Below are 22,910 nucleotides of genomic sequence, written 5' to 3' on the forward strand. Positions count from 1 at the left end.
CCGAACGGTGCAGAACCTAGTGCGGGGCGGCCGGGTCCGCCGGACCGGCGGCCGGACCCCCGCAGGGCCCGGCCGCCGGCCCGTGTGCGGTCAGGCGGTGCCGGCCGCCTCCCGGCGACGGGAGCCCGCCACCGTGCCGAGCCCGGCCACCAGGCAGAGCGCGGCGATCAGCAGCATCCCGTCGAGATCGGCCCCCGTGTAGGCCAGCTCGGCGGCGCCGGTCAGCGCCGGGCCACCCGAAGCCGCCCCGGCCCAGACGGCGCTCGCAGGGCCGCCGAGGACCGCCGGCTGCGCGGCGCCCACCGCGGTGCCGGGCGTCCCGGGAGTCCCCGGGGTGCTCGGCGTGCTCGGGGTGCCGGGACCGGTTGCGCTGCAGCTTCCCCCGCCGCTGCCGAGCAGCCCGACGCCGGTGCCGCAGACGGTCACCGGGACGTCGACGTCGACCCCCGGGCCGTTGGTGCCCGGGCCTCCCGTGCCGGGAGCACCGGGGGCGACGGCGCAGGCGCCCGAGGCGTCACCCAGTGCGCCGACGCCGTTGCCGCAAACGGTCACCGGCACCTGCACGTCCGCGAGCGAGCCACCCGTGCCGGAACCGCCGGCCACCGGGCCTCCCGTGCCGGCAGCACCGGGAGTGACGGCGCAGGCGCCCGAGGCGTCGCCCAGCGCGCCGATCCCGTTGCCGCACACGGTCACCGGCACCTCCACCTCTGCGAGCGAGCCACCCGTGCCGGACCCGCCGGCCGCCGGACCTCCCGTGGGGGCACCGGGAACGACGACACAGGCGCCCGAGGCGTCGCCCAGCGCGCCGATCCCGTTGCCGCACACGGTGACGGGCAGCGAGATGCCGAGCAGGCCGCCGTCGCTGCCGGCAGGCGCCGGAGCGGTGCCGGACGCCGCGGCCTCGCCGAGCACACCCACGGCGTTTCCGGCGACGGTGACCGGCACGCTGACGTCGGCGGGCTCCGCGACCGGTGGCGATGCGGGCGCCTGCGTCGCGGTCGCCCCCAGCAGGCCGACACCGTTGCCGCCGACGGTCACCGGCACGGACGCGGACAGACCGCCGAGGTCGACGCGGACGTCGGCGGTGAGCGCCGGCAGGTCGATGCCCGGCGCGGGGACGTCGCCGAGAACGGCGAGCGCGTTGCCGGTCACGGTGACCGGCACGGTGACGTCGAGGCCGTCGTCCGCGGACGCGACCCCCGTTCCGACGGCCCACAGGCCCCCGGTGAGCAGCGCGGCCTCCAGGCCGCGACGGATCCAGGTGTTCATGGCAGTACCTCTCCTGACGAGTGGGTCCCCGGTCCGGCAGGACGGCGGGGAGTGGCGCTGCGCCGGCACACGGGCCGGCGGCGCCGCACTCAGTCGGGAGAGGTCGCGGGGTCCTCGGGAGTGTCGAGGGACGGCGGGACGTCGGCTCCGGCGACGCCACAGAGCAGCGCCGCCCCACCGGTCGTGCCGTGGGACGGGAGGGCCGTGGGCGGCAGGTCCGTGCCCGCCCCCGCCCCGGCCGACGACGGCGCCGGACCGACCGGCGGCAGTGTCGAGGGACCGGTCGGCAGCGGCCGCTGCGCGGGCGGCGGGGGCGGCGCGAGGGCCTCACCCGTCAGCGCGACGGCGGCGGAGGAGACGCCGATGAGGGGGGCGCCTGCGCCGGCGGCGGAGGCCGCCGACGCGAGCGGCGGCAGAGCGCCCGCCGCCGGCGCGGATGCAGTCGCCGATGCAGGAGCCGGGGCGGCAGCCGCCGGAGGGGCGGGAACGCCAGGCGGCGTCGCGACGACCCCGGGCAACTCGAGGACCGCACCCAGGACCGGCCGGACCACCGCGCCGACCACCGGCGCGGCGGGCGTGCGGTCCAGGACGGCGAGCACGGGCTCGGCCACCGCCTCGAGGACCGGGGCCGCGGCGGTGAGCACCCCGTCGACCACGCCGTCGGCCACAGGCCGGACAGCGGGCGGCAGCACCCCGACCACAGACCGGACGGCGGGCGGCAGCAGGTCGGCCACCGGCAGTGCCTCGGCGACCACGCCCGTCAGGTCCTCCGCGCCGGTCAGGTGCACGACGGCAGCGACCGTCCCGGTCAGCGGGTCGGAGGCCGGGAGTTCCTCGGCCGACGCGCTCCCGCCGACCTGCCCGGCCAGCCACAGCCCGGCCCCGAACCCGGCGACGGCGAGGCCCCGGACGAGGGCGCGACGGAGCCCGGGGGCCCAGCCTCCGCGTCCGCGCATCCCGACTCCTCGCCGCTGCGTGATTGATCCACTTCGAAGAGTGACCCCGACAGGCGGCCTGCGCGCGCCGGTACCTATCGCCCGATGCGGTGGATCGAGAAAAGTCCGATCACCCCCTGTCATCGGAGTGCGCGGTGGTCGGGGCAGATGCGGGCGCTGTGCCACGTGAAACGTGTGGGGTGGGATGGCAAGGTGCCGTCGTGATCGGAAGCGAGCCCGATGTCCTCTGGCGGCCTACCCCCGAGTCGATCGCTGCCACGCGGCTGGCCGACTTCGCGGCCCGGGTCCGGCAGCGGCGCGGCCTCGACCTCGGCCATCCCCTCGACTACGACCGCATGTGGCGCTGGTCGGTCGAGCACCTCGACCAGTTCTGGGCCGAGGTCGCGGACTGGAGCGGCGTCCTCTCCGGCGTGCCCGACGACCGCGTGCTCCCCCGTCGCGAGATGCCCGGCGCGGAGTGGTTCCCCGGGACGACGGTCAACTACGCCGAGCAGGCGCTGCGGCACGCGACCGACGCTGAGCCCGCGCTGATCGCCGTCACCGAGGAGACGCTGGCGGGCGACGGCGCGCCGGTCGAGATCTCCTGGTCGTCGCTCCGCGGGCAGGTGGGCGCCTTCGCCGCGACGCTGCGCCGCCTCGGCGTGCGGCGGGGCGACCGGGTCGCCGGCTACCTGCCCAACGTCCCCGAGGCGGTCGTCGCCTTCCTCGGCGCGGCGTCGATCGGCGCGGTGTGGTCCTCGTGCGCGCCGGACTTCGGCACCCGCAGCGTGCTCGACCGCTTCTCGCAGATCGAGCCGACCGTGCTGGTCGCCGTCGACGGCTACCGCTTCAACGGCCGCCCGCACGACCGGCGCCAGGTCGTGGCCGAACTGCGCGCGGCGCTGCCCAGCCTGCGCGCGACGATCACCGTTCCCCGGCTCTTCCCGGACGAGCCGCCCGGCGGGCGCCCGGACGTCGGCCCCGGCCGGGTGCTCGCCTGGGCCGACGCCGTCGCCGACGAGCAGGAGCCGCGGTTCGAGCCGCTGCCCTTCGACGCGCCGCTGTGGATCGTCTACAGCTCCGGCACCACGGGGCTGCCCAAGGGGATCGTGCACGGGCACGGCGGCGTCGTCCTCGAGCAGGTCAAGCAGCTGGCGCTGCACGGGGACGTCCGCCCGGGCGACCGCTTCTACTGGTACGCCTCGACCGCCTGGATCATGTGGAACATCGCCACCTCGGCGCTGCTGGTCGGCGCGACGGTGGTCGTGCACGACGGCGCCCCGGCGTACCCCTCGGTGGACGCCCAGTTCGCCCTCGCCGCCCGCACCGGGATCACCTACCTCGGCACGAGCGCCGGCTACCTGACGGCCTGCGAGAAGGCCGGCATCCGCCCCGGCGAGGCGCACGACCTGTCCCGCGTCCGCGCGATCGGCTCCACCGGCTCGCCGCTGCCGACGGCGGCCTTCCACTGGGTCTACGACGCGGTGGCGCCCGACGTCTTCCTCGGTTCGCTGTCCGGCGGCACCGACGTCGCCACCGGCTTCATCGGCAGCTCGCTGCTGCTGCCGGTGACCGCCGGCGAGCTCCAGCGCCCCATGCTCGGCGTCGCGGCTGCCGCGTGGGACGAGGAGGGGCGGCCCGTCGTCGGCGAGCTCGGCGAACTCGTGATCACCGAGCCCATGCCGTCGATGCCGCTCTACTTCTGGGCCGATCCCGACGGCAGCCGCTACCGCGAGGCCTACTTCGAGCCCTGGCCCGGCGTCTGGCGGCACGGCGACTGGCTGGAGGTCACCGAGCGGGGCACCTGCATCATCACCGGGCGCTCGGACTCCACGCTCAACCGCGGCGGCGTGCGGATGGGCACGGCGGACATCTACGCCGCCGTCGAGCCGATCCCCGAGGTCGCCGACTGCGTGGTCCTGGGCGTCGAGGAGCCCGACGGCGGCTACTGGATGCCGCTGTTCGTCCAGCTCGCCCCCGGAGCCGAGCTCACCGAGGCCCTCGTCGGCCGCATCCGCGAGGCGATCCGCAGCCAGGCCAGCCCGCGGCACGTGCCCGACGAGGTGATCGCCGTCCCGGCGGTGCCGCACACCCGCACGGGCAAGCGCCTGGAGGTGCCGCTCAAGCGGCTGTTCCAGGGCGTGGACCCGCACAGGGCCGTCAATCCCGGCGCCGTCGACGACCCGTCCGCGGTGGAGCACTACCTCGCCCTGGCCCGCGAGCGCGCGGCGCGCTGATCCGCGGGGACCCCGCCGGTGACCCGCCGACGCAGGCGATCGTGATCTCCCTCTCGACCACGGGTGACGACGACGCCCGGGGGGCATGCCCGGCGGTCAGGGTGTCGAGCACCGCCGGCCGAGCAGGGAGCGAGCGACGATGACGTCGAGCGACAGCGCCAGTTCCGAGACGACCGGGACGACCGCGCCGCAGGAGGCCCGCCCACCGGAGCTGCTGCCGCCGTGGCACACCCCCGAGCGGGAGCGGCTGCAGCTGCAGGCCCGCCGCTTCGCGCTGGAGGAGGTCCTGCCGGTCGCCAACGAGCTGGATCCGCAGAAGGGCGAGATCCCCGCCTCGCTGCTGCAGCGGCTGGCCGAGCTCGGCTACTTCGGGATCACCGTTCCCGCCGAGCACGGCGGCCTGGGCTTGGGCGTCTTCGAGTACTGCATGGTCTCCGAGGAGCTGGCCCGCGCCTGGATGAGCACCGCGAGCATCCTCGCCCGCGCGCAGGGCCTGGGCACCACGCTCGCCGACGCCGGCCGCCGCGCCGAGCTCCTCCGCCGCAGCGCCCGCGGCGACTGGATCGGGGCCATCGCGCTGTCGGAGCCCGACGCCGGCTCCGACCTGGCCGGCGTCACCACCCGCGCCGTCCGCGAGGGGGACGAGTGGGTGGTCACCGGGCACAAGCGCTGGTGCGGGAACGCCAAGGCGGCCGACTTCATCCAGGTGCTGGTCCGCGAGCGCGACGCCGAGGACGGGGAGCCGCGCTCACGCGGGCTGACGAACCTCCTGCTGGAGAAGCGGCGGGGCGAGTTCCCCGCGGGCCTGTCCGGCCACCCGATCGACAAGGTGGGCTACCACGGCTTCCTCACCTGGGACCTCACGTTCGACGGCGTCCGGATCCCGGCCGGGAACATGCTCGACGACGCCAACGCGGCCGACGGCGACGGGGAGGACGCCGCGCGGGCCGGCATGCGCAAGGCCAAGGAGTTCCTCGACACCGCACGGGTGCACACCGCCGCCCGCGCCGTCGGCCTCGCCCGCGCCGCGCTCGAGGATTCGGTGCTGTACCTCCAGGAGCGCGAGCAGTTCGGCCACCCCATCGCCGACTTCCAGGCGCTGCGCTTCGCGATCGCCGAGATGGCCGCGCAGATCGAGCAGAGCCGCGCGTTCTACCGGCAGGTCGCGCACCTGCTCGACCTCGGCGTCCCCTGCGAGCGGGAGGCCGCCATGGTGAAGCTGGAGGCGACCGAGATGGCAGTCCGGGTCACCAACCAGGCCATGCAGCTGCACGGCGGCAACGGCTACACCACCGAGCGGCAGGTGGAGCGGCACTGGCGCGACGCGAGGCTGACCACGATCTTCGAGGGCACGAGCGAGATCCAGAAGCGGATCATCAGCGACCGCATGCTGCCCCGCTCCCCGCTGACCTGACCGGCCCGCGGGGCACCGGCAGCGCGGGGGCCGGCGCTCCCGGACCCCGGCCTGGACAGTGCACCCAGTGCAAGGTCATGCTCGCTGCGGTCGTCACGACGGAGTGAGGGGTCGGTGCAGGTGGCAGAGGTCGAGGTCAACGGCGGGATCGTGGTCCACGAGTTCGTGGGTCCGGAGGACGGCGAGGTGGTGGTACTGACGCCCGGCGGGCGGTTCAGCAAGGACTACCCGGGCGTCCGGGAGCTCGCCGAGGCGATCGCCGAGGGGGGCAAGCGTGTCCTCCTGTGGGACCGCCCCAACTGCGGCGCCTCCGACATCCAGGTCTACGGACGCTCCGAGTCGCACATGCGCGCGCACACCCTCGGGCTGCTGCTGGAGGAGCTGGGCATCGAGAAGGTCGTCAAGCTCGGTGGCTCGGGCGGCGCCCGCGACTCGGTCATCTTCGCGCTGATGTACCCGGAGAAGGTCAGCCGGCTGGGCCTGTGGAACATCGTGGGCGGCAACTTCAGCACGATGTCGCTGGCCGGGGTCTACATCCTCAACGAGCTGCGCACCGTCCGGAGCAAGGGCATCGAGGGCGTCATCGAGCTGGGCGGCCCCGCCGGCGGCTGGTGCGACCTGGTCGCCGCCAACCCCCGCAACGCCGACCGCCTGCGCGCCATCGGCGCCGAGGAGTTCGAGCGGGTCATGGACCGCTGGCTCGACGCGTTCATCCCCAAGCCGAACGAGGCCATCCCCGGCGTTCCGGACTGGGAGTTCGGCGAGATCTCGGTGCCCACGCTGATCATCCGGCCCGGGCGCGACGACCACGACCACCCGGTGAAGACAGCCTTCCAGGTGCACACCCTGATCAAGGGCTCCCGGATCATCGAGCCGCCGTGGCCCGAGGACGCCTGGGAGCAGGGCGGGCGGGACCGCGAGGCGGGCACCGGCGGCATCTTCCAGGCCTGGAAGCTGGCGGGCCCCACGTTCATCGACTTCATCGACGGCAAGGAGGCCGGGGTGGCCACCACGCTGCCCTGGAACGCCTGAGCAAGGGTCCCGGCTGCCCCCACCGCTCTCGGCGGGGGCAGCGGGGCCGTCAGGGGAGCCGGAGCACCCGTGCCTCCCATGCGCGCAGCTCGGGACCGGCGTCGGGCAGGTTGCCGAGGACGAGCTCCGCGTCGGCCGCCTCGGGCAGCAAGCCGGCCAGCTCGTACGGCGTGCGGCCGAGGTTGCACACGACGAGCAGCGTCTCCCCCTCCAGGGAGCGGGTGAACGCGTACACCTCCTCGTGCTCGGGCAGCAGCATGGTGAAGTCGCCGACCGCGACGACCGCGGAGGAGTGCCGCAGCGCGATCAGCCGCCGGTAGTGCGCGAGCACGGACGCCGGATCCCGCCGCTGCGCCTCGGCGTTCCACTCCGCGGCGTCGGGGTTGACGGCGATCCAGGGCGTGCCGTCGGTGAACCCGGCGTTCGGCGAGGCGTCCCATTGCACGGGGGTGCGTGCGTTGTCCCGGCTCATCGCGCGCAGGGCGGTCAGGACGTGGGCCGGGTCGGCTCCGGCAGAGACCGCGTGCACGTGGTGGTTGAGCGACTCGACGTCCCGGAACTGCTCGAGCGAGGTGAACGGGAAGTTGGCCATCCCCAGCTCCTCGCCCTGGTAGACGTAGGGCGTGCCGCGGTGCAGGTGCAGCAGCGTGGCCAGGCAGGTCGCCGAGTCGCGCCGGTGGCGCGGGGAGTCGTCGCCGAAGCGCGAGACCGCCCTCGGCTGGTCGTGGTTGTCCCAGTAGAGGGAGTTCCAGCCGACGTCGGCCAGCCCCGCCTGCCAGCGCCCGAACGAGGCCTTGAGGTCGCGGATCCGCAGCGGGTGCACGTCCCACTTCGACGTCCCGTGGTCCAGGCCGACGTGCTCGAACTGGAACACCATGTCCACCTCGGCGCGCGCCGGGTCGGTGAACAGCCGCGCCTGCTGCACCGTCACGCCCGGCATCTCCCCGACGGTGAGGAACGCCCCCTCGCGCCCGGCGAGGACCTCGCGGTGCATCTCCTGCAGGAACTCGTGGATCCGCGGCCCGCAGAGGTAGGACGCCGAGCCGTCGCCCAGCGCCGAGCCCGGCAGCGGCGGCCCGTCGGCCAGTGACCCGTCGGGGGCGACGTCCTTGCTGATCATGTTGATGACGTCCATCCGGAAGCCGTCGACCCCGCGGTCGAGCCACCACCGCATCATCTCGTAGATGGCGGCCCTGACCTGCGGGTTCTCCCAGTTCAGGTCCGGCTGGCGGCGGTCGAACAGGTGCAGGGAGTACTCGCCGGTCGCCGCGTCGAGCTCCCACGTCGGGCCGGAGAAGAACGACTGCCAGTTGGTCGGCTCCGCGCCGGGGGCGCCGGCCGCCATCCCCGCCCGCGGCGGCCGCCACCAGTACCAGTCCCGCTTGGGGTTCGTGGTCGACGAGCGGCTCTCGACGAACCAGGGGTGCTGGTCGCTGGTGTGGTTGACCACCAGGTCCATCAGCAGCTTCATCCCGCGGGCGTGCAGGTCGGCCACCAGCCGGTCGAACGTCGCCAGGTCGCCGAAGAGCGGGTCGACGGCGGTGTAGTCGCTGATGTCGTAGCCGTTGTCGGCCTGCGGCGACGGATAGACGGGGGAGAGCCAGAGGACGTCGACCCCGAGGTCGGCCAGGTGGTCCAGCCGCTGCAGGACGCCGCCCAGATCGCCGACGCCGTCCCCGTCGGAGTCCATGAACGACCGCGGATAGACCTGGTAGACGACGGCGCTGGTCCACCACGCCGGCTCCCGGCCCTCCCGCTGCTGCTCGCCGGTCATGCCCCCAGCCCAGCACGCCCGGCAGCCCGTCGCATCCGCGCCCGATCCGCGCGCGAAGGGGGTGACGCCGTCCGCGACCCCCACTACGTTCCCGCCGGTCCGAATGTCGGACCGACGTTCCGCCCCGCGCGCGATCGCCCGCGGGGACCAGCCGTACCGAGGAGATCCATGTCCCGCCCTGCCCTGCGCCGTGCCCTGCCGGCCGGCCTGTTCGCCGCCGCCCTCCTGCTGACCGGTTGCGGATCGGACGACGACGACAGCACCGGCGCCTCCGGCGGGGGCGTCGGCGCGGTCGACGACGGCGGGACCGGCACGGACACCGGCGCGCCCGAGGAGTGCGCCGAGGCCTTCCCGACCGCGTTCGGGGTGGCCGACATCGCCGACGTCGAGCTCCTGCCCGATGACTTCCCCGAGCCGCCCGCGGACTCCACCCTCTGCGAGACCGGCGGCACCGGCAACGGCGGCCAGGAGTACGCGAACTACGCCTCCCCGCTGGGCGAGGAGGAGCTCTTCGCCTACTACGAGGAGAACCTGCCCGCCGGATACGCCGCGGAGCGCACGGAGGACGGGCTGGGCGAGCCCATCCTGGCCGGGCAGAGCGGGGAGCTGTACTGGCAGATCGAGTCCGAGGACGGCGGCTTCAGCCTGGTGCTCGCCACCGACGGCTGACGCAGCGGCCGCGGGCACGGATCTCCCTCGGTGCCCACCTGCCGGCTCGGGCCGGCGCTGCTTGGATGGAGCGCGGTGCCGGGACCTCCCCGGTACAGGAGGGAGAACCGTGGCCGAGCTGACCCGACCGGACGTCGACCCACCCACGGGCCCGGCCCCGGCCGACCTGGTCGTCGAGGACATCGTCGTCGGCGACGGACCCGAGGCCACGCCCGGCAGCCTGGTGAGCGCCCACTACGTCGGCGTGACCCACGACGCCGGCGAGACCTTCGACGCCTCCTGGGACCGCGGCGACCCGCTGGAGTTCCGGCTGGGCGTCGGCATGGTCATCCAGGGCTGGGACGAGGGCATGCAGGGGATGCGGGTGGGCGGCCGGCGCCGGCTGACCATCCCCGCGCACAAGGCCTACGGCGACCGCGGGGCCGGCGGGGTCATCAAGCCCGGCGCCACCCTGGTGTTCGTGGTGGACCTCGTCGGCGTCCGCTGACCGCAGCCGCCGGGGGACGACGAGGGTCGTCCCCCGGCGGTCCGGCCCGGAATGACGGGGCCGCGGTCGTGGTTGGCCGCGGGGTGCGCGTAGAGGTGTGGAGCGACGTCGTCTGTCCGTGGTGCTACATCGGCAAGCGCCGGCTGGAGACCGCCCTGGAGCGGTTCGCCCACCGCGACGAGGTCGAGGTCGTGTGGCGGTCGTTCCAGCTGGACCCGAACGTGCCCGAGGGCGAGACGCACGCGACGCTGCCGGCGCTGGCCGCCAAGTACGGCCGCAGCGTCGAGGAGATGCGCGTCACCATGCGGCACGTCGAGGAGACCGCCGCCGGTGAGGGCCTGCACTACGACCTGGCCGACGGCGTCAGCGGCAACACGCTCCTCGCCCACGAGCTGCTGCACCTGGCCGCGGAGCACGGGCTGCAGGCCGCGATGAAGGAGCGGCTGCTGCACGCCCACTTCGAGCAGGGCCGCTCGGTCTTCGACGTCGACTCGCTGGCGGCCCTGGCCGTCGAGGTCGGCCTGGACGACGCCGAGGTCCGCGCTGCGCTGGCCGACTCCCGCCATCGCGCCGCCGTGCAGGAGGACATCGCCACGGCCCGGGCGCTCGGCGCGACCGGCGTGCCGTTCTTCGTCGTGGACCGCCGCTACGGCGCCGCGGGCGCGCAGCCGGCCGAGCTGCTGCTGCAACTGCTCGACCGGGCCTGGGCCGAGGCGCACCCGCTCGCCACCGTTCCCGCCGCCGAGGGCTGCGCGGACGGCACCTGCGCGGTCTGACCGCCGCTCAGGCCAGCAGGTCCGCCGCCGCGCGCAGCGCCCGCTGCGCCCCGGCGTCGAGCTCCCGGACGACGTCGGACGCCGAGCGCTCCGCGGTGACCAGCCCGACCGCCTCGCCCGCGTAGACCGGCGCCTGGTCGAGGTCGCCGCTGATCCGCGCCTGCACGACCCGCTGCGAGGCGGCGTCGTCGGCCAGCAACTCGTCCTCCCGGCCGTGCCAGGTCCGGCTGAAGACGTTGGTCAGCGCCCGCCCCGGCCAGCGCTGCGGCCAGGCCAGCCGCTGGGCGACGTCGAAGGCGCGGGTCAGCACGGTGTCGTCGCCGGACGCCCCGCAGACCCGCGCCCGGGCCGCGGGGGTGCCCAGCCCCTCCGGGCACGCGAGCAGGGCGGTCCCGATCCACACCCCGGCCGCCCCGGCGACGAGCGCGGCCGCCATGCCGGAACCGGTCGCGATGCCGCCCGCGGCGAGCACCGGCCGGTCGGTGAGGGTGAGCGCCTCCTGCAGCAGCGGCAGGGTGGCGCGGTGTCCGGTGTGGCCGCCGGCCTCGGTGCCCTGGGCGACCAGGAGGTCGGCGCCTGCGGCGACGGCCCGGTGCACGTCGGCGGTGGTGTTGACCTGGACGGCGACGGGGATGCCGGCGGCGTGCAGGCGGTCCGCCCAGGGGGAGGGGTCGCCGAAGGACACCGACACCAGGGCCGGGCGGGCGGCGATCGTCGCGTCGAGCAGGTCCGGGCGATCGGGCAGGACCCAGGCCATGAGGCCCACGCCGAACGGCAGGCCGGCGGCGATCGCGCACTGCTCGGTCACGTACTCGGTCGGGACCGCGCCGCTGACGCCGATCATCCCGAGCCCGCCGGCGGCCGACACCGCGCGGGCGAGCGCGCCCCCGGCCACGCCGGCCATCGGTGCCCCGACGACCGGCGTGGTGAGACCGAACGAGCGGGTGAGCGAGGTCTGGATCACGCCGCCCATCGTGGCGTACGGCCGCACCCGGGAAGCCGTCGGCGGCCGCAGAGGCGGACGGATCGATCCGTCACGCAGCGCGCCGGGGGTCGGCCTACAGGGTGCGGGGGTCGTCGAGCGGGTCGGGCACGTCGGGATCGGTGACGGTCATGGCCGCTCCCTTCCCGGGGCCGTCGCGGGGCGACCGCGCGAGCCGAACGTGTCAGCGATGTGTTACACATCGGGTCGTGCAGACGCTGGGCGCCCTCGCCGACCCCACCCGGCGGGAGATCGTCGCCCTGCTGGCGGGCGGGGAGATCGCGGCCGGCGACCTGGCCCGCCGGTTCCCCGTGAGCCGGCCGGCGGTCAGCCGGCACCTGCGGGTGCTGCGTGAGGCCGGTCTGGTCAGCGCCCGGGTCGAGGGGCGGCGCCACCTCTACGCCCTGGAGACGGCGCCGCTGCGCGAGCTCGACGCCTGGCTGGAGCCCTACCGGGACCTGTGGGCGCGACGGCTGGACGCACTGGACACCGAGATCGCCCGCGGACGGCGGGCGGCGACCCGGGAGGAGACCCGATGACCGCAGTGCCCGACGAGCGTCGAGGCCGGATCAGCACCGACCCCGACGGGCGGCGGCGGCTGGTCTTCCGCCGCTCGTGGCCGGACCCGGCGGCGGACGTGTGGGCCGCGCTGACCGAGCCGGAGCGCACGGCCCGGTGGATCGGTCGCTACGAGGGCGGGACGGGGCCCGGCGCCGAGGGGGCGTTCAGCATGGACGCCGAGGAGGGTGCGCCGAGCCAGCCGGTCCGCATCGAGGAGTGCGACCCGCCGCGCCGGCTGGTCCTGCAGTGGCTCGACGGGATGGGCTGGCGGGTGGAGCTGGACCTCGCCGAGGACGGCGGGACGACGACGCTGACCTTCACCCAGGTCCTGCCGGCCGACACCGACGCCGGCTTCCTCACCGACGTCGCCGCCGGCTGGCACTGGTACCTCGACCGGCTGCACGGCGTCCTCACCGGGGCCGAGGTGCCGGCCGACTGGGACGCGTTCCTCGCCGCGGTCGGCCCGGGGTACGCCGTCCAGGGCAGCTGACCGGCAGCGGGCCGGGCGTCCGGCACGGCGCCGGGCACCTCTGGTTCCGGTTCCGGGGCGTCCGGCACCGCCCGTGTCCGGCGGCCCCGACGGGGCGCGTGGGTTAGCGTGGCGGGGATCCCTTCCCCTTGAACACGACGGGTTCCTGCGCGTGTCTCCCTACCTGCACGTCCTGCGGACACCGCATGCCGTCCCCATGGTTCTGGCCGCCTTCATCGGCAGGCTCCCCCTGTCGATGGTGGGGCTGGGCTGCGTGCTCCTGGTCGCGGCGGAGACCGGTTCCTACGGCTTCGGCGGCGCCGTCGCCGCGGCCGGGGCCGTGACGACGGCGGCCGCAGGGCCATGGCTGGGCCGGCTGGCCGACACCTTCGGGCAGCGCCGCATCCTGCTGCCGGTGACGGCGGTGTTCGCCGCGTCCGGGGTGGCCTTCCTCGCGGCCGTGAAGCAGGACTGGCCGGCCTGGACGGTGTTCGTCTTCGCCGGGCTGGCCGGTGCCTGCATCCCGCCGGTGTCGTCGATGATCCGCGTCCGCTGGACGCACCTGCTGCGCGGCACCGCGCGGCTACCCGCGGCCCTGGCCATGGAGTCGGTGGTCGACGAGTTCGTCTTCATCGTCGGCCCGGTGCTCGTGACCTTCCTGTCCACGACCGGCCACGCCACCTCCGGCGTCGTCACCGCGTTCGTCCTCGCCGTCGTCGGCAGCCTGCTGTTCAGCGCGCAGCGGCGCACCGAGCCGCCGCCGCACGGGCACGTCAGCAGCAACGGCCCCGCGGCCATCCGGACGCCCGGTCTGCGGGTGCTGTTCGTCGTCGGCGCGGCGGTCGGCGCCATCCTCGGCACCCTGGAGATCGCGCTCGTCGCGTTCGCCGACGAGCAGGAGGCCATGTCGCTGTCCGGCGTGCTCATCGCCGGGCTGGCGGTCGGCTCGATGGTCAGCGGCATCGGCTGGGGCACCGTGCACTGGCGGACGCCGCTGAACCGCCGGCTCGCCGTGGTGCTCGTCGTGCTGACGCTGCTGATCGTCCCGCTGCTGTTCATCCAGAACGTGTGGGTGATGGTGCCGTTCGTCGTCGTCGCCGGGATCTCGCTGTCCCCGTCGCTGATCAGTTCCTTCACGCTGGCCGAGCTGCTCGTGCCGCCGTCGGCGGTGACCGAGGCGTTCACCTGGATCGGCACGTCGCTGGGGCTCGGGGTGGCGGTGGGTGCCTCGCTGGCCGGCCTCGTCGTCGACGAGTTCGGGGCCAACGCCTCCTTCCTGGTGGCGATCGTCCCGGCGGCCGTGGCGGCCGGCGTCGTCGCGGCGTTCCAGCGGCTGCTGGTGGTGCCCGCGGAGGCCGCCGAGGCGCCGTCCGTGTTGGCCGGATGAGCAGGGCGGCGGAGCCGGTCCCCGGGGTCCGCGGCCGCGGATGACGCGCGCCCGTCCCGCCGCGGGTGGGGGTCGCCGGCTGGGGGTTCCGCCCGAGCGGCTCGGGCGGTGGCTGGACGGCGTGGCGACCCGGCACGGGGCGTTCACCGACGTCCACGCCGACGGGGACGCGCTCGCGGTGGCCTGCGCGGACGGCACCGCGGTCACGCTGCGCGCCCCGTTCGGCTGGGTGCCCGAGGCGCCGCTGCTGGCGTCGTTCACCGCGGCGGCCGGGCGTCCGCGGCGGGTGGCGGTCCTGCTGGTGCGGCGCGGGCGCTGGGCGGTGGGCGTGTTCGCCGGCCCGGAGCTCGTCGTCTCCAAGGTCGACAGCCGGCTCGTGCAGGGCCGGACGGCGGCCGGTGGCTGGTCGCAGCAGCGCTTCGCCCGGCGGCGGGACAACCAGACGGCCGCCGTGGTGTCCTCCGCCGCGGACACCGCCGCGCGGGTGCTGCTCCCGCACGCGGCCGGACTCGACGCGGTGGCCCCCGGCGGCGACCGCGGCCTCGTCGACGACGTGCTCGCCGACCCCCGCCTGCGCGCCCTGGCCGCGCTGCCCCGCCTCGCCCCGCTGGAGGTCGGGGAGCCGACGAAGGCGGTGCTGCTCGAGACCCCGCAGCAGTTCCGCGCGGTCGCCGTCCACATCCGCGAGCCCGGCGACACCTGATCCCCGCTCCCGTCCCCCCGGGCAATTCCGCGCTTCTGCACCGCGCGGAAGCGCGGAATTGCACCGCGCGGAAGTGCGACATTGCACCGGGGCGGAAGCGCGGAATTGCACCGCGCGGAAGCGCGAAATTGCACCGGGCAGAAGCGCGGAATTGCACCGGGATGGGGGGCGGGGGGACGCGCCGGGGCGGTGCGTCCGGTAGGACGAGGGCGTGACCGTGACGCCCGACTCCGTCCTCGCCGCCGAGCGCGCTCACCTCCACCGCGCCGCCGCCTGCCTGACCGGGATGCGCGCCGCCGCCGCGGCCGTGGTCGACGCCGGCGGGGACGCGTGGGCCTCGGAGCGGCTGGGCGCGGCGCGCGCCGAGCGGTTGCGCGCCCTGGCGGAGGACCCGGGCGTCCCGGCGTTCTTCGGCCGCACGGACGGCTCCCGCACGGACGGCTCCCGCACCGGCGGCTCCCGCACCGACGGCTCCCGCAGCGACAGCCAGGTTTCCGCCGGCGGCGTCGAGACCTTCCACATCGGCCGACGGCACGTCCGCGACGCGGCCGGCGAGCCGGTGGTCATCGACTGGCGCGCGCCGATGAGCCGGCCGTTCTACCGGGCCACGGTCGCCGATCCGCAGGGCCTGGTGCGCCGCCGTCGCTTCGGCTTCGACGGCGGGGAGCTGACCGGCTTCGAGGACGAGCTGCTCGGGGCCGGCGAGGAGGGCGGCGGTCGGCTGCTGCGGGAGGAGATCGAGCGCCCGCGCAGCGGCCCGATGCGCGACATCGTGGCCACCATCCAGCCCGAGCAGGACGAGATCGTGCGCGCGCCGCTGACCGAGTCGGTCTGCGTCCAGGGCGCCCCGGGCACCGGCAAGACGGCGGTCGGCCTGCACCGGGCCGCGTACCTGCTCTACACGCACGCCGGGCAGCTGGCCCGCACGGGCGTGCTCGTCGTCGGCCCCAACCGGGCGTTCCTCCGCTACATCGAGCAGGTGCTGCCGACCCTCGGCGAGGTGGACGTCGAGCAGACGACGGTCGCCGACCTGACCGCCCGGGTGCCGGTGCGCGCGGCGGATCCGGACCCGGTGGCCGCGCTCAAGGGCGACGAGCGGATGGCCGCCGTGCTGCACCGGGCGCTGTGGGGAGCGATCGCCAAGCCGGCCGACGACGTCCAGGTGCCGCTCGCCGGGCGCCGCTACCGGGTACCGGTGGAGCGGCTCAAGCGCTACGTCGACGACCTGCGCCGGCGCGGCCGTGGGGACGACGACCAGCTGGTCCTGCACTACGCGGCCGGCCGGGAGCGGCTGGCGCTGACCCTGGCCGAGGACGCCCGCCGGCAGAAGGAGGAGGCGGGCGGCAGCCCGACCGACGCCGAGACGGCCCGGGCGGCCCGCAGCCCCGAGGTGCGGGCGTTCTGCGACGCGGTCTGGCCGGCCCGCGACGCCGCGGCGCTCGTCTGCGAGCTCCTGGCCGATCCCGCGCTGCTCGCCCGGGCCGCGCGCGGCGTGCTCGACGAGGCCGAGCAGGCGGCGCTGCGGTGGCCGGTGGCGCCGCGCTCGGTGCGGACGGCGCCCTGGTCGCCCGCCGACGCGGTGCTGGTCGACGAGGTGGCGGGCCTGCTGGAGCGGACCGGGGGCTACGGGCACGTCGTCGTCGACGAGGCGCAGGACCTGTCGGCGATGCAGTGCCGCGCGATCGCCCGCCGCCTGGCCGCGGGATCGCTGACCGTGCTGGGCGACCTCGCGCAGGCGACCGGCCCGGGGGCGACGGGGGACTGGGCGCCGACCCTGCGGGGTCTCGGCCGGCCGGGCACCGCGGTCCGGCCGCTGACGCGTGGCTACCGGGTCCCCGGGGAGGTGCTCGACTTCGCCAACCGGCTGCTGCCGGTGATCGCGCCGGGGCTGCCGGCGGCGACCGCGGTGCGCCGGGACCCGGGCGCGCTCGCGCTGCGGCCGGTGGCGGACCTGGCCGGCCCGCTCGCCGACGTCGTCCGCGAGCTGGTGGCCGCGCCGGGCTCGGTCGGCGTCGTCTGCGGCGACGCGGCCGTGGCGGAGGTGACCGCCGGGCTGTGCGCCGCCGGGCTGCCCGCGGAGCCCCTGGCCGACGACGGCGCCGCGGCCGGCCGGCTCGCCGTCGTCCCGGCCGGCCTGGCCAAGGGGCTGGAGTTCGACGCCGTGGTGGTGGTCGATCCGGCGGCGATCGTGGCCGCCGAGCCACGGGGGCTGCAGCGGCTCTACGTCGTCCTCACGCGGGCGGTCAGCCGCCTGGTGGTGCTGCACCGGGGAGACCTGCCGGAGCCGCTGGCGAGCTGAGCCGTCCGGCGGTGATCCGCTCGTCGAGGGCCTGGGTGACCAGCCAGCCGCCGAGCAGCACCAGGTGCAGCAGGAACAGCCAGAGCGCGATGGCGACCGCCGCGCCCACCGGGGTAAGGCCGCCGAACGGCGCGCCCAGGTCCAGCGGCAGCGACAGGAAGAGCACCAGCCCCTGGAGGAATCCGGACAGGCAGGCGGCCGTGAACAGCGCCCCGCAGGCCAGCGCCGTCCACCCCAGCCGGCCCGCCGCCACGACCCGGTAGCCCCAGGCGAGCGGCACGGTGAGCGCGAACAGAACCGAGTAGTAGCCCAGGGCGAACCGCCCGATCGCCGCGCCGGCTCCGGGCTGCTCGGCCAGCGACGCCATCCCGTCGGCCGCCAGCAGCACCGGATACAGCAGCAGGGGGGTGACGAGGACCAGCGGCAGCCCCAGCAGCCGGCCGCGCCAGCCGGTCAGGGTGTCGCGGCGGGACGAGAAGCGCAGCAGGGCCCGCCGCAGCCCCTCGCCGTACAGCGACAGGGGGAGGACGGCGAGCAGGAGGCCGAGGACGTCCATGCCGAGGCCGGCGTCGACCAGGTCGCGCACCACCCCGGGGGCGCCCAGCTGCGACGGCAGGATCGCGGTGAGGCCGTCGGTCCGCCGGGAGACCTCGTCGGCCCCGGCGACCCAGCCGGTCAGCCGCACGGCGACCAGCAGCAGGGGGACGACGGCGATGCCGGCGTAGAAGGTCAGTCCCGCGGCGATCAGCGCGAGGTCGCGGCCACGCAGCCGGCGCTGCACGGACGCCGCGAGGTACCCGGTCTCCGCGGCGACCCGGGCGCGGGACCAGGGGGTCCGCGCGGGCGGCGGAGCCGGGGCGGCGGGAAGCGGGCCGCTCAGCCGTCGCACCCGGGGGTCGGGAAGGGCGGCCCGCCCGTTCCGGAGCGCGCCGGGACGAGGGCGCGGGCCGGCGTCCTCCGCGGGATGCGCATGACCGCTGGGTGCGCGCCGGACCGGCCCGGCAAACGCGCGTGCCGGTTTCCGCGACCGGTGGCGAGCGTCACCCGAGAGGATCGCGCGGCCGGACCGGGGTCGTGCGCGGCGAGTGCGCCGTCCGTGCTGGTCAGCGCCGTGCCGTCTGACCAGCCCCCATGGCCACCCGGGGTCGGTCGCTCACGGTGAGCGAACGAATTACACGCTGGTGATTGTCACGTCGCCATAACGGCCCTTACGGTCTGTGTGTCCGAGGGGGCGCTGCGTCACTGACATGGGTGACACCCTCCGGACGCCGTCGAGCCGGCCGACCCTTCGGGGAACGCCGGGCCGGGGACCCAGGTAGTCCCGGGGTGTAGCGCACGCGGTCCGCCGCGGGCGCCGGGCGAACTCCCGCCCGAACCCGTCAGCTAACCCGGTAGGCGGCCGTCGGAGAAAGAGAGTGCCGCCCGCACCATGGCGACCCCTGTTCGCGCCTTCCCCGCGCGCGCCCACCGCCCCGGCCCCGCCGCCGTCCTCCGCCGGGCGGTGCTGCTCGCCACGTCGGTGGGGGTCGCCCTCGGCGTGGCACTCGTCCCCGGCTCCGCTGCCGCCGAGGAGCCGGCCACGGCCTCCGAGGCCGCCGAGCTCATGGCGGCCCGCGGGCACGACCTCGAGGTCGTCACCGAGCAGTTCAACGAGGCGCGCGAGCAGCTGGCGGCCCTGCAGGCGCAGGCGGCCGAGGCGGCGGCCGCCGCCGACCAGGCACAGGCGCAGGTGGCCGGCGCCCAGCAGCAGGTGCGGGGCGTCGCCCGCAGCGCGTGGACCGGCCAGAGCGGCGGGTCCCTGCAGGCGCTGCTGACCAGCGACTCCGCCGACGAGTTCGTCGACCGGGTCAGCGTCCTCGACATGGTGGCCGACCACCAGAACGGCATCCTCGCCGGTGCGGTCGCGACCAGCGAGGCCGCGGCCGCCGCCCGGGCCACCGCCGACCAGGCCGCGGCCCTGGCGCAGCAGACCTACGACGCGGTCGCGGGCCAGCAGGCCGCGCTCGAGGCCGAGATCGCCGAGTACCGCGCGGACTTCGACCGGCTCAGCGCCGCCGAGCGGCAGACCGCCCTCGCGGCCGCCGCCGCCGCGCACGCCGAGACCGCGGCCAGCCGAGACGAGCGCGAGGAGCCCGCGCCGGCGGCCGCGGCACCGTCCGGCCCGGTGGTCGGGGGCAGCGGAGCCGTCCAGACGGTCCTGGACACCGCGATGGCGCAGCGGGGCAAGCCGTACGTGTGGGCCGCCGGCGGGCCGCGCGCCTTCGACTGCTCCGGCCTGACCCAGTACGCCTTCCGGGCCGCCGGGATCAGCCTTCCGCACTCCAGCCGCCTGCAGGCGCAGATGGGCCAGGCGGTCTCCCGGGCGAACCTGCAGCCCGGTGACCTGGTCTTCTTCTACAGCCCGGTCAGCCATGTGGGCATCTACATCGGCAACGGCCAGATGGTGCACGCGCCGACGTCCGGGGACGTCGTCAAGGTCGCCCCCGTCGACGCGATGGGCGGCTACGCCGGCGCCCGCCGCATCGCCGGGTAGGCACCGACCCGGGCCACGGGCTCAGGCCACCCGCTGCAGCAGGCCCCACACGAAGCGGGCGCGGCGGCCGTCGGGCAGCGCGACCTCCCAGTGCGCGGGGGTGTCGGCCCCGACGTGCCGCGCGCCCGGCACGGCCGCGACGTCGTCCACCACGTGCTGCCAGACCAGCAGGCGGTCCGGGCCGGCGGCCGGGATCCCCGAGTCCGGCCCGCGGACCAGCTGCTCGTCCAGCACCTCGCCGCCCGGACCGCTGACCACCCGCCAGCGAAGCTGCGGCCACAGCGGCAGCGGCCACTGGCGGAGCTCCAGCATCAGGTCGCCCTGCGGGCGCGGAACGCAGGTGTCGGGCGGGCCGAGCACCGCCGTCCGCAGGGCGAGCCCGCGCGGTGCCCGGCGGCTGTGGTGCAGCGCCTCCCACCGGCTGTACGCGGCGTTCGCCTGGCCGCGGGTCGCGCCGAGCTTGGGCAGGGCCTGCTGGACGAGGTCGGGACGGACGTCGGCCATGCGGCGCAGGAGGACCAGGCAGAACTCCCGCCGCGCCAGTCCCCGCACGCGGGCAGACCCTGCCACGCACGTCACACCCGCCGGCGGGGACCCCGCGGCGCGGCCGGCCGTTGGGGAGATGGCCCTGATCCCCGGGGGCCGCCGTCGAGAGGGAGCCGATGACCCCGCGCACCGCCGTCCAGCTGTTCCGCACCGTCGCCGTCGCCGAGGCGCTGACCTGGGTGGGCCTGCTGGCCGGCATGTACGTCAAGTACGTGCCGGAGACCTCCGAGCTCGGCGTGAAGATCTTCGGCCCGCTGCACGGGGCGGTGTTCGTCCTCTACGTGGCGGTCACCCTGCTGACGGCGCGCCGGCTGCGCTGGTCGCCGGGGACGGCGCTGCTCGCGCTGGCCGCGTCGATCCCCCCGTTCGCCACCGTGGTCTTCGAGGAGTGGGCCCGCCGCACCGGCCGGCTCCGCGCCGCCGAGACGGCCTGACCTCGGGGGCGCCCCGGCGCTGCCCTACGGTCGCCGTCATGCCCGCGCCCGAGCCCGTGCTGCCGTCGACCGCCCGCGCCCTGCTGGCGCGGACCGCCCGCGCCCAGCGCGACGGCCGCGTCCCGGGCCTGGTCGCCGGCGTGGTGCGGGGCGGCGGGCTGGCCTGGTCGGCCGGTCGCGGCGAGGTGCCCGGGCCGGTGACCGACGTCCAGTACCGGCTCGGCTCGATCAGCAAGACCGTCACCGCCGTGGCCGTGATGCGGCTGCGCGACGAGGGCCGGCTCGGCCTGGACGACCCGCTGGAGCGGCACGTGCCGGGCACCCCGCTGGGCGACCGCACGGTCGGGCAGCTGCTCTCCCACCTCGCCGGCGCCTCCGCGGAGAGCCCGGGCGGCTGGTGGGAGCGGGTGCCCGGCGGCTCCCTGGCGGAGCTGCGGCTGCGCGAGGAGCAGGTCGTGCTCGGCGCGGCCCGGCGGTTCCACTACTCCAACCTCGGGTTCGGGCTGCTCGGTGAGCTCGTGGCCCGGCACCGCGGCCGGCCGTGGGCCGACGTCGTCCGCGACGAGGTGCTCGCCCCCCTCGGGATGGGCCGCACCACCCCACGCCCCCGGCAGCCGGCCGCCCAGGGCACCGCGGTGCACCCGTGGGCCGACGTCGTCCTCGCCGAGCCCGAGCACGACGCCGGCGTGATGGCCGCCGCGGGGCAGCTGTGGGCGTCCCTGGCCGACCTGGCCCGGTTCGCCGCCTTCCTGCTCGGCGACACCGGCGACGTGCTGCGCCCGGCGACCCTGGAGGAGATGGCGGTCCCGGCCGGGGTCGACGCCTCCGCGCCGGGCTGGTCGGCCTACGGCCTCGGGCTGCAGGTCCTCCGGCTGGACGGCCGCACCTACACCGGCCACGGCGGCTCGATGCCCGGCTTCCTGGCCGGGGTGTTCGTCGACCGCGAGGAGGGCGCGGGCGCCGTCACGCTGGCCAACACCACCAGCGGCATGCCCCCGCTGTGGCCCGACCTCCTCGCCGACCTGCGGGCCGCCGAGCCCGCGGTGGTGGCGGAGTGGCGGCCGTCGCCGGCCCCGGTGGACCTGGAGGTGCTCGGCGTCTGGTTCTGGGGGCCGGCGCCCTACGTGCTCCGCGCCGTCGCCGGTGGGCTGCTGGACCTGGCGCCGATGGCCGGCCGGACGGGGCGGGCCAGCCGCTTCGCCCCGCGCGCGGACGGCACCTGGCTCGGCCTGGACGGCTACCACGCCGGCGAGATCCTGCGGATCGCCCCGGACCACCTCGACCTGGGCACGTTCGTGTTCACCCGCACGCCCTACGACCCCGAGGCCCCGGTGCCCGGCGGCGTCGACGAGCGAGGCTGGTGCTGATGACGGACCCCGCTGCCCCCCACCACTCGCAGGCTCGCGGCGGGCCCCTGCAGGGGGGCCGTGATCGGCTCGACGCCGAACTCGAGCGGCGGATCGTCGCGCTGCTCGACGCGCGGGCGGCGGGCGCCTCCATCTGCCCCTCGGAGGCGGCGCGGGCGGTGGACCCGACCGGCTGGCGCGACCTCATGCCCGCCGCGCGGGCGGCCGCCGGCCGGCTGGCGGCGGCCGGGGAGGTCGAGGTGACCCAGGGCGGTGCGGTGGTCGACGTCGGCACCGCCCGCGGCCCGGTGCGCGTCCGCCGTCCCCGCTGAGCGGCCCCGGCGGCCCGGCGGGTGGGGCCGCGTCAGTCGTCGCCGGGACCGTCCGGGAGCGTGCCGTCCGGCCCGCCGGCCGCGCGCTCCAGCAGCGGCGTCACCCGGTGCTCGACCAGCCGGCGCAGGGCCAGCGCCGTGTCGGTGCGCTCCACGCCCGGCAGCGCCAGCACCCGCTCGGTGATCCGCCACAGGTCGTCGGCGTCGACCGCCGCGACCCGGACCAGCAGGTCGGCCGCCCCGGAGAGCGCGGTCACCTCCAGGACCTCGGGGACGTCGGCGAGCGCGGCCCCGACGTCGCTCAGGCTGCGCTGCACCACCTGCACGGTCAGATAGGCCTCCAGGGGGAGGCCCAGCGCCGCCGGCCGGACCCGTGCGGTGAACGGGGCGAGGGCTTCGCCGGCCTCGAGGCGGGCCAGCCGCGCCTGCACGGTGTTGCGCGCCAGCCCGAGCCGCTGGGACAGGGCCATCATCGAGGCGCGGGGGTCCACGTCGAGCGCCTGCAGCAGCCGGGCGTCGGTGGGGTCCAGGGAGGTCACGCTGCGCAGTCTGACATGGCTGGACGTCCAAGTACTGCGCGATCTGCGTAGGACGTCCAAGCATCCTTGCGCACGTGTCGGCGCGAGTGATCTGCTCCGCAGCGGGACGCGTCGTGTCACCATGGTGTGAGTGGCGCCACACCCCGGCGCCACGCACGTCCACCGATCGCGCCGTCCGGCGACCCC

The 22,910-nt window shown here is 76.2% G+C and carries 22 protein-coding genes and 1 riboswitch; of the genes, 15 read left to right on the forward strand and 7 right to left on the reverse strand.

Going from position 1 to position 22,910, the window contains the following annotated elements; genetic code table 11:
* Window positions 1-90 precede the first annotated feature (90 nt).
* Together BMY88_RS13755 and BMY88_RS23865 are read right to left on the reverse strand one after the other, a co-directional pair.
* Window positions 91-1,269 (reverse strand): hypothetical protein, encoded by a 1,179-nt coding sequence (locus BMY88_RS13755; RefSeq protein WP_091944251.1) that lies wholly within the window; start codon window positions 1,267-1,269, stop codon window positions 91-93.
* Between the two features lie 89 nt (window positions 1,270-1,358).
* On the reverse strand, window positions 1,359-2,225 hold the full coding sequence (locus BMY88_RS23865; RefSeq protein ID WP_091944254.1) for a hypothetical protein: 867 nt from the start codon (window positions 2,223-2,225) through the stop codon (window positions 1,359-1,361).
* Window positions 2,226-2,425: 200 nt separating this feature from the next.
* On the opposite strand from BMY88_RS23865, the gene BMY88_RS13765 reads away from it, so the two are divergent.
* From BMY88_RS13765 to BMY88_RS13775, 3 genes are all read left to right on the forward strand, one after another.
* On the forward strand, window positions 2,426-4,441 hold the full coding sequence (locus BMY88_RS13765) for an acetoacetate--CoA ligase (RefSeq protein WP_091944257.1): 2,016 nt from the start codon (window positions 2,426-2,428) through the stop codon (window positions 4,439-4,441).
* Window positions 4,442-4,580: 139 nt separating this feature from the next.
* On the forward strand, window positions 4,581-5,855 hold the full coding sequence (locus tag BMY88_RS13770) for an acyl-CoA dehydrogenase family protein (RefSeq protein WP_091944260.1): 1,275 nt from the start codon (window positions 4,581-4,583) through the stop codon (window positions 5,853-5,855).
* A gap of 114 nt (window positions 5,856-5,969) precedes the next feature.
* Window positions 5,970-6,887 (forward strand): alpha/beta fold hydrolase, encoded by a 918-nt coding sequence (locus BMY88_RS13775; protein ID WP_091944263.1) that lies wholly within the window; start codon window positions 5,970-5,972, stop codon window positions 6,885-6,887.
* A 49-nt stretch (window positions 6,888-6,936) separates the two neighbouring features.
* On the opposite strand, the gene BMY88_RS13780 is transcribed toward BMY88_RS13775, so the two are convergent.
* Window positions 6,937-8,661 carry a glycoside hydrolase family 13 protein gene (locus BMY88_RS13780; protein ID WP_091944266.1) on the reverse strand — a complete coding sequence of 575 codons (1,725 nt, stop codon included), beginning with the start codon at window positions 8,659-8,661 and terminating at the stop codon, window positions 6,937-6,939.
* Between the two features lie 168 nt (window positions 8,662-8,829).
* Here BMY88_RS13780 and BMY88_RS23870 point away from each other — a divergent pair, with 168 nt between their 5' ends.
* From BMY88_RS23870 to BMY88_RS13795, 3 genes are all read left to right on the forward strand, one after another.
* Entirely contained in the window at window positions 8,830-9,330 is a 501-nt protein-coding gene (locus BMY88_RS23870) for a hypothetical protein (RefSeq protein ID WP_091944269.1), read from the forward strand.
* Window positions 9,331-9,439: 109 nt separating this feature from the next.
* Entirely contained in the window at window positions 9,440-9,817 is a 378-nt protein-coding gene (locus BMY88_RS13790) for an FKBP-type peptidyl-prolyl cis-trans isomerase (RefSeq protein WP_091944272.1), read from the forward strand.
* An 83-nt stretch (window positions 9,818-9,900) separates the two neighbouring features.
* Window positions 9,901-10,593 carry a DsbA family oxidoreductase gene (locus BMY88_RS13795; protein WP_091944275.1) on the forward strand — a complete coding sequence of 231 codons (693 nt, stop codon included), beginning with the start codon at window positions 9,901-9,903 and terminating at the stop codon, window positions 10,591-10,593.
* 7 nt (window positions 10,594-10,600) lie between these two features.
* Here the strand turns inward: BMY88_RS13795 and BMY88_RS13800 are convergent, their stop codons facing one another.
* Window positions 10,601-11,557 (reverse strand): NAD(P)H-dependent flavin oxidoreductase, encoded by a 957-nt coding sequence (locus BMY88_RS13800; protein WP_091944713.1) that lies wholly within the window; start codon window positions 11,555-11,557, stop codon window positions 10,601-10,603.
* A 227-nt stretch (window positions 11,558-11,784) separates the two neighbouring features.
* On the opposite strand from BMY88_RS13800, the gene BMY88_RS13805 reads away from it, so the two are divergent.
* The 5 genes from BMY88_RS13805 (at window position 11,785) to BMY88_RS13825 (ending at window position 16,994) form a co-directional block, all read left to right on the forward strand.
* The gene (locus BMY88_RS13805; RefSeq protein WP_211435644.1) at window positions 11,785-12,114 is read left to right on the forward strand and encodes an ArsR/SmtB family transcription factor; all 330 of its coding nucleotides are present in this window, start codon (window positions 11,785-11,787) and stop codon (window positions 12,112-12,114) included.
* Window positions 12,111-12,626: an SRPBCC family protein gene (locus tag BMY88_RS13810; protein WP_091944277.1), complete on the forward strand. Its 516-nt coding sequence runs from the start codon at window positions 12,111-12,113 to the stop codon at window positions 12,624-12,626. The genes BMY88_RS13805 and BMY88_RS13810 overlap by 4 nt, the downstream gene beginning before the upstream one ends.
* A 196-nt stretch (window positions 12,627-12,822) precedes the next feature.
* Window positions 12,823-13,992: an MFS transporter gene (locus BMY88_RS13815; RefSeq protein WP_091944280.1), complete on the forward strand. Its 1,170-nt coding sequence runs from the start codon at window positions 12,823-12,825 to the stop codon at window positions 13,990-13,992.
* A gap of 40 nt (window positions 13,993-14,032) precedes the next feature.
* Window positions 14,033-14,695, forward strand: coding sequence for an acVLRF1 family peptidyl-tRNA hydrolase (locus tag BMY88_RS13820; protein WP_091944283.1), 663 nt, complete (start codon window positions 14,033-14,035; stop codon window positions 14,693-14,695).
* A 211-nt stretch (window positions 14,696-14,906) separates the two neighbouring features.
* On the forward strand, window positions 14,907-16,994 hold the full coding sequence (locus tag BMY88_RS13825) for a HelD family protein (protein WP_091944286.1): 2,088 nt from the start codon (window positions 14,907-14,909) through the stop codon (window positions 16,992-16,994).
* On the opposite strand, the gene BMY88_RS13830 is transcribed toward BMY88_RS13825, so the two are convergent.
* Complete coding sequence (locus BMY88_RS13830; RefSeq protein WP_244524689.1) at window positions 16,939-17,883, reverse strand: YhjD/YihY/BrkB family envelope integrity protein; 945 nt, start codon at window positions 17,881-17,883, stop codon at window positions 16,939-16,941. The genes BMY88_RS13825 and BMY88_RS13830 overlap by 56 nt on opposite strands.
* A gap of 379 nt (window positions 17,884-18,262) precedes the next feature.
* Window positions 18,263-18,407: riboswitch (cyclic di-AMP (ydaO/yuaA leader) on the forward strand.
* A gap of 16 nt (window positions 18,408-18,423) precedes the next feature.
* Between BMY88_RS13830 and BMY88_RS13835 the strand changes: the two genes are divergently transcribed.
* On the forward strand, window positions 18,424-19,527 hold the full coding sequence (locus BMY88_RS13835) for a C40 family peptidase (protein ID WP_091944289.1): 1,104 nt from the start codon (window positions 18,424-18,426) through the stop codon (window positions 19,525-19,527).
* Between the two features lie 21 nt (window positions 19,528-19,548).
* Here BMY88_RS13835 and BMY88_RS13840 read toward each other — a convergent pair whose 3' ends face one another.
* On the reverse strand, window positions 19,549-20,079 hold the full coding sequence (locus tag BMY88_RS13840) for a hypothetical protein (RefSeq protein WP_211435645.1): 531 nt from the start codon (window positions 20,077-20,079) through the stop codon (window positions 19,549-19,551).
* Window positions 20,080-20,189: 110 nt separating this feature from the next.
* Between BMY88_RS13840 and BMY88_RS13845 the strand changes: the two genes are divergently transcribed.
* Genes BMY88_RS13845 through BMY88_RS13855 form a run of 3 tightly spaced genes read left to right on the forward strand, consistent with a single transcriptional unit; the run spans window position 20,190 to window position 22,185 of the window.
* Window positions 20,190-20,507, forward strand: a complete 318-nt coding sequence (locus tag BMY88_RS13845; protein ID WP_091944294.1) for a DUF3817 domain-containing protein — start codon at window positions 20,190-20,192, stop codon at window positions 20,505-20,507.
* 38 nt (window positions 20,508-20,545) lie between these two features.
* Window positions 20,546-21,874, forward strand: coding sequence for a serine hydrolase domain-containing protein (locus tag BMY88_RS13850; protein ID WP_091944297.1), 1,329 nt, complete (start codon window positions 20,546-20,548; stop codon window positions 21,872-21,874).
* A complete protein-coding gene (locus BMY88_RS13855) occupies window positions 21,874-22,185 on the forward strand; it encodes a DUF3253 domain-containing protein (protein ID WP_091944722.1) in 312 nt (103 codons plus the stop codon). Before BMY88_RS13850 ends, BMY88_RS13855 begins: the two co-directional genes overlap by 1 nt.
* A gap of 32 nt (window positions 22,186-22,217) precedes the next feature.
* Here BMY88_RS13855 and BMY88_RS13860 read toward each other — a convergent pair whose 3' ends face one another.
* The gene (locus BMY88_RS13860; protein WP_211435646.1) at window positions 22,218-22,724 is read right to left on the reverse strand and encodes an Lrp/AsnC family transcriptional regulator; all 507 of its coding nucleotides are present in this window, start codon (window positions 22,722-22,724) and stop codon (window positions 22,218-22,220) included.
* Window positions 22,725-22,910 lie beyond the last annotated feature (186 nt).

Origin of the sequence: Trujillonella endophytica, assembly GCF_900110555.1 — a bacterium.
Classification (GTDB): Bacteria; Actinomycetota; Actinomycetes; order Mycobacteriales; family Geodermatophilaceae; genus Trujillonella; species Trujillonella endophytica.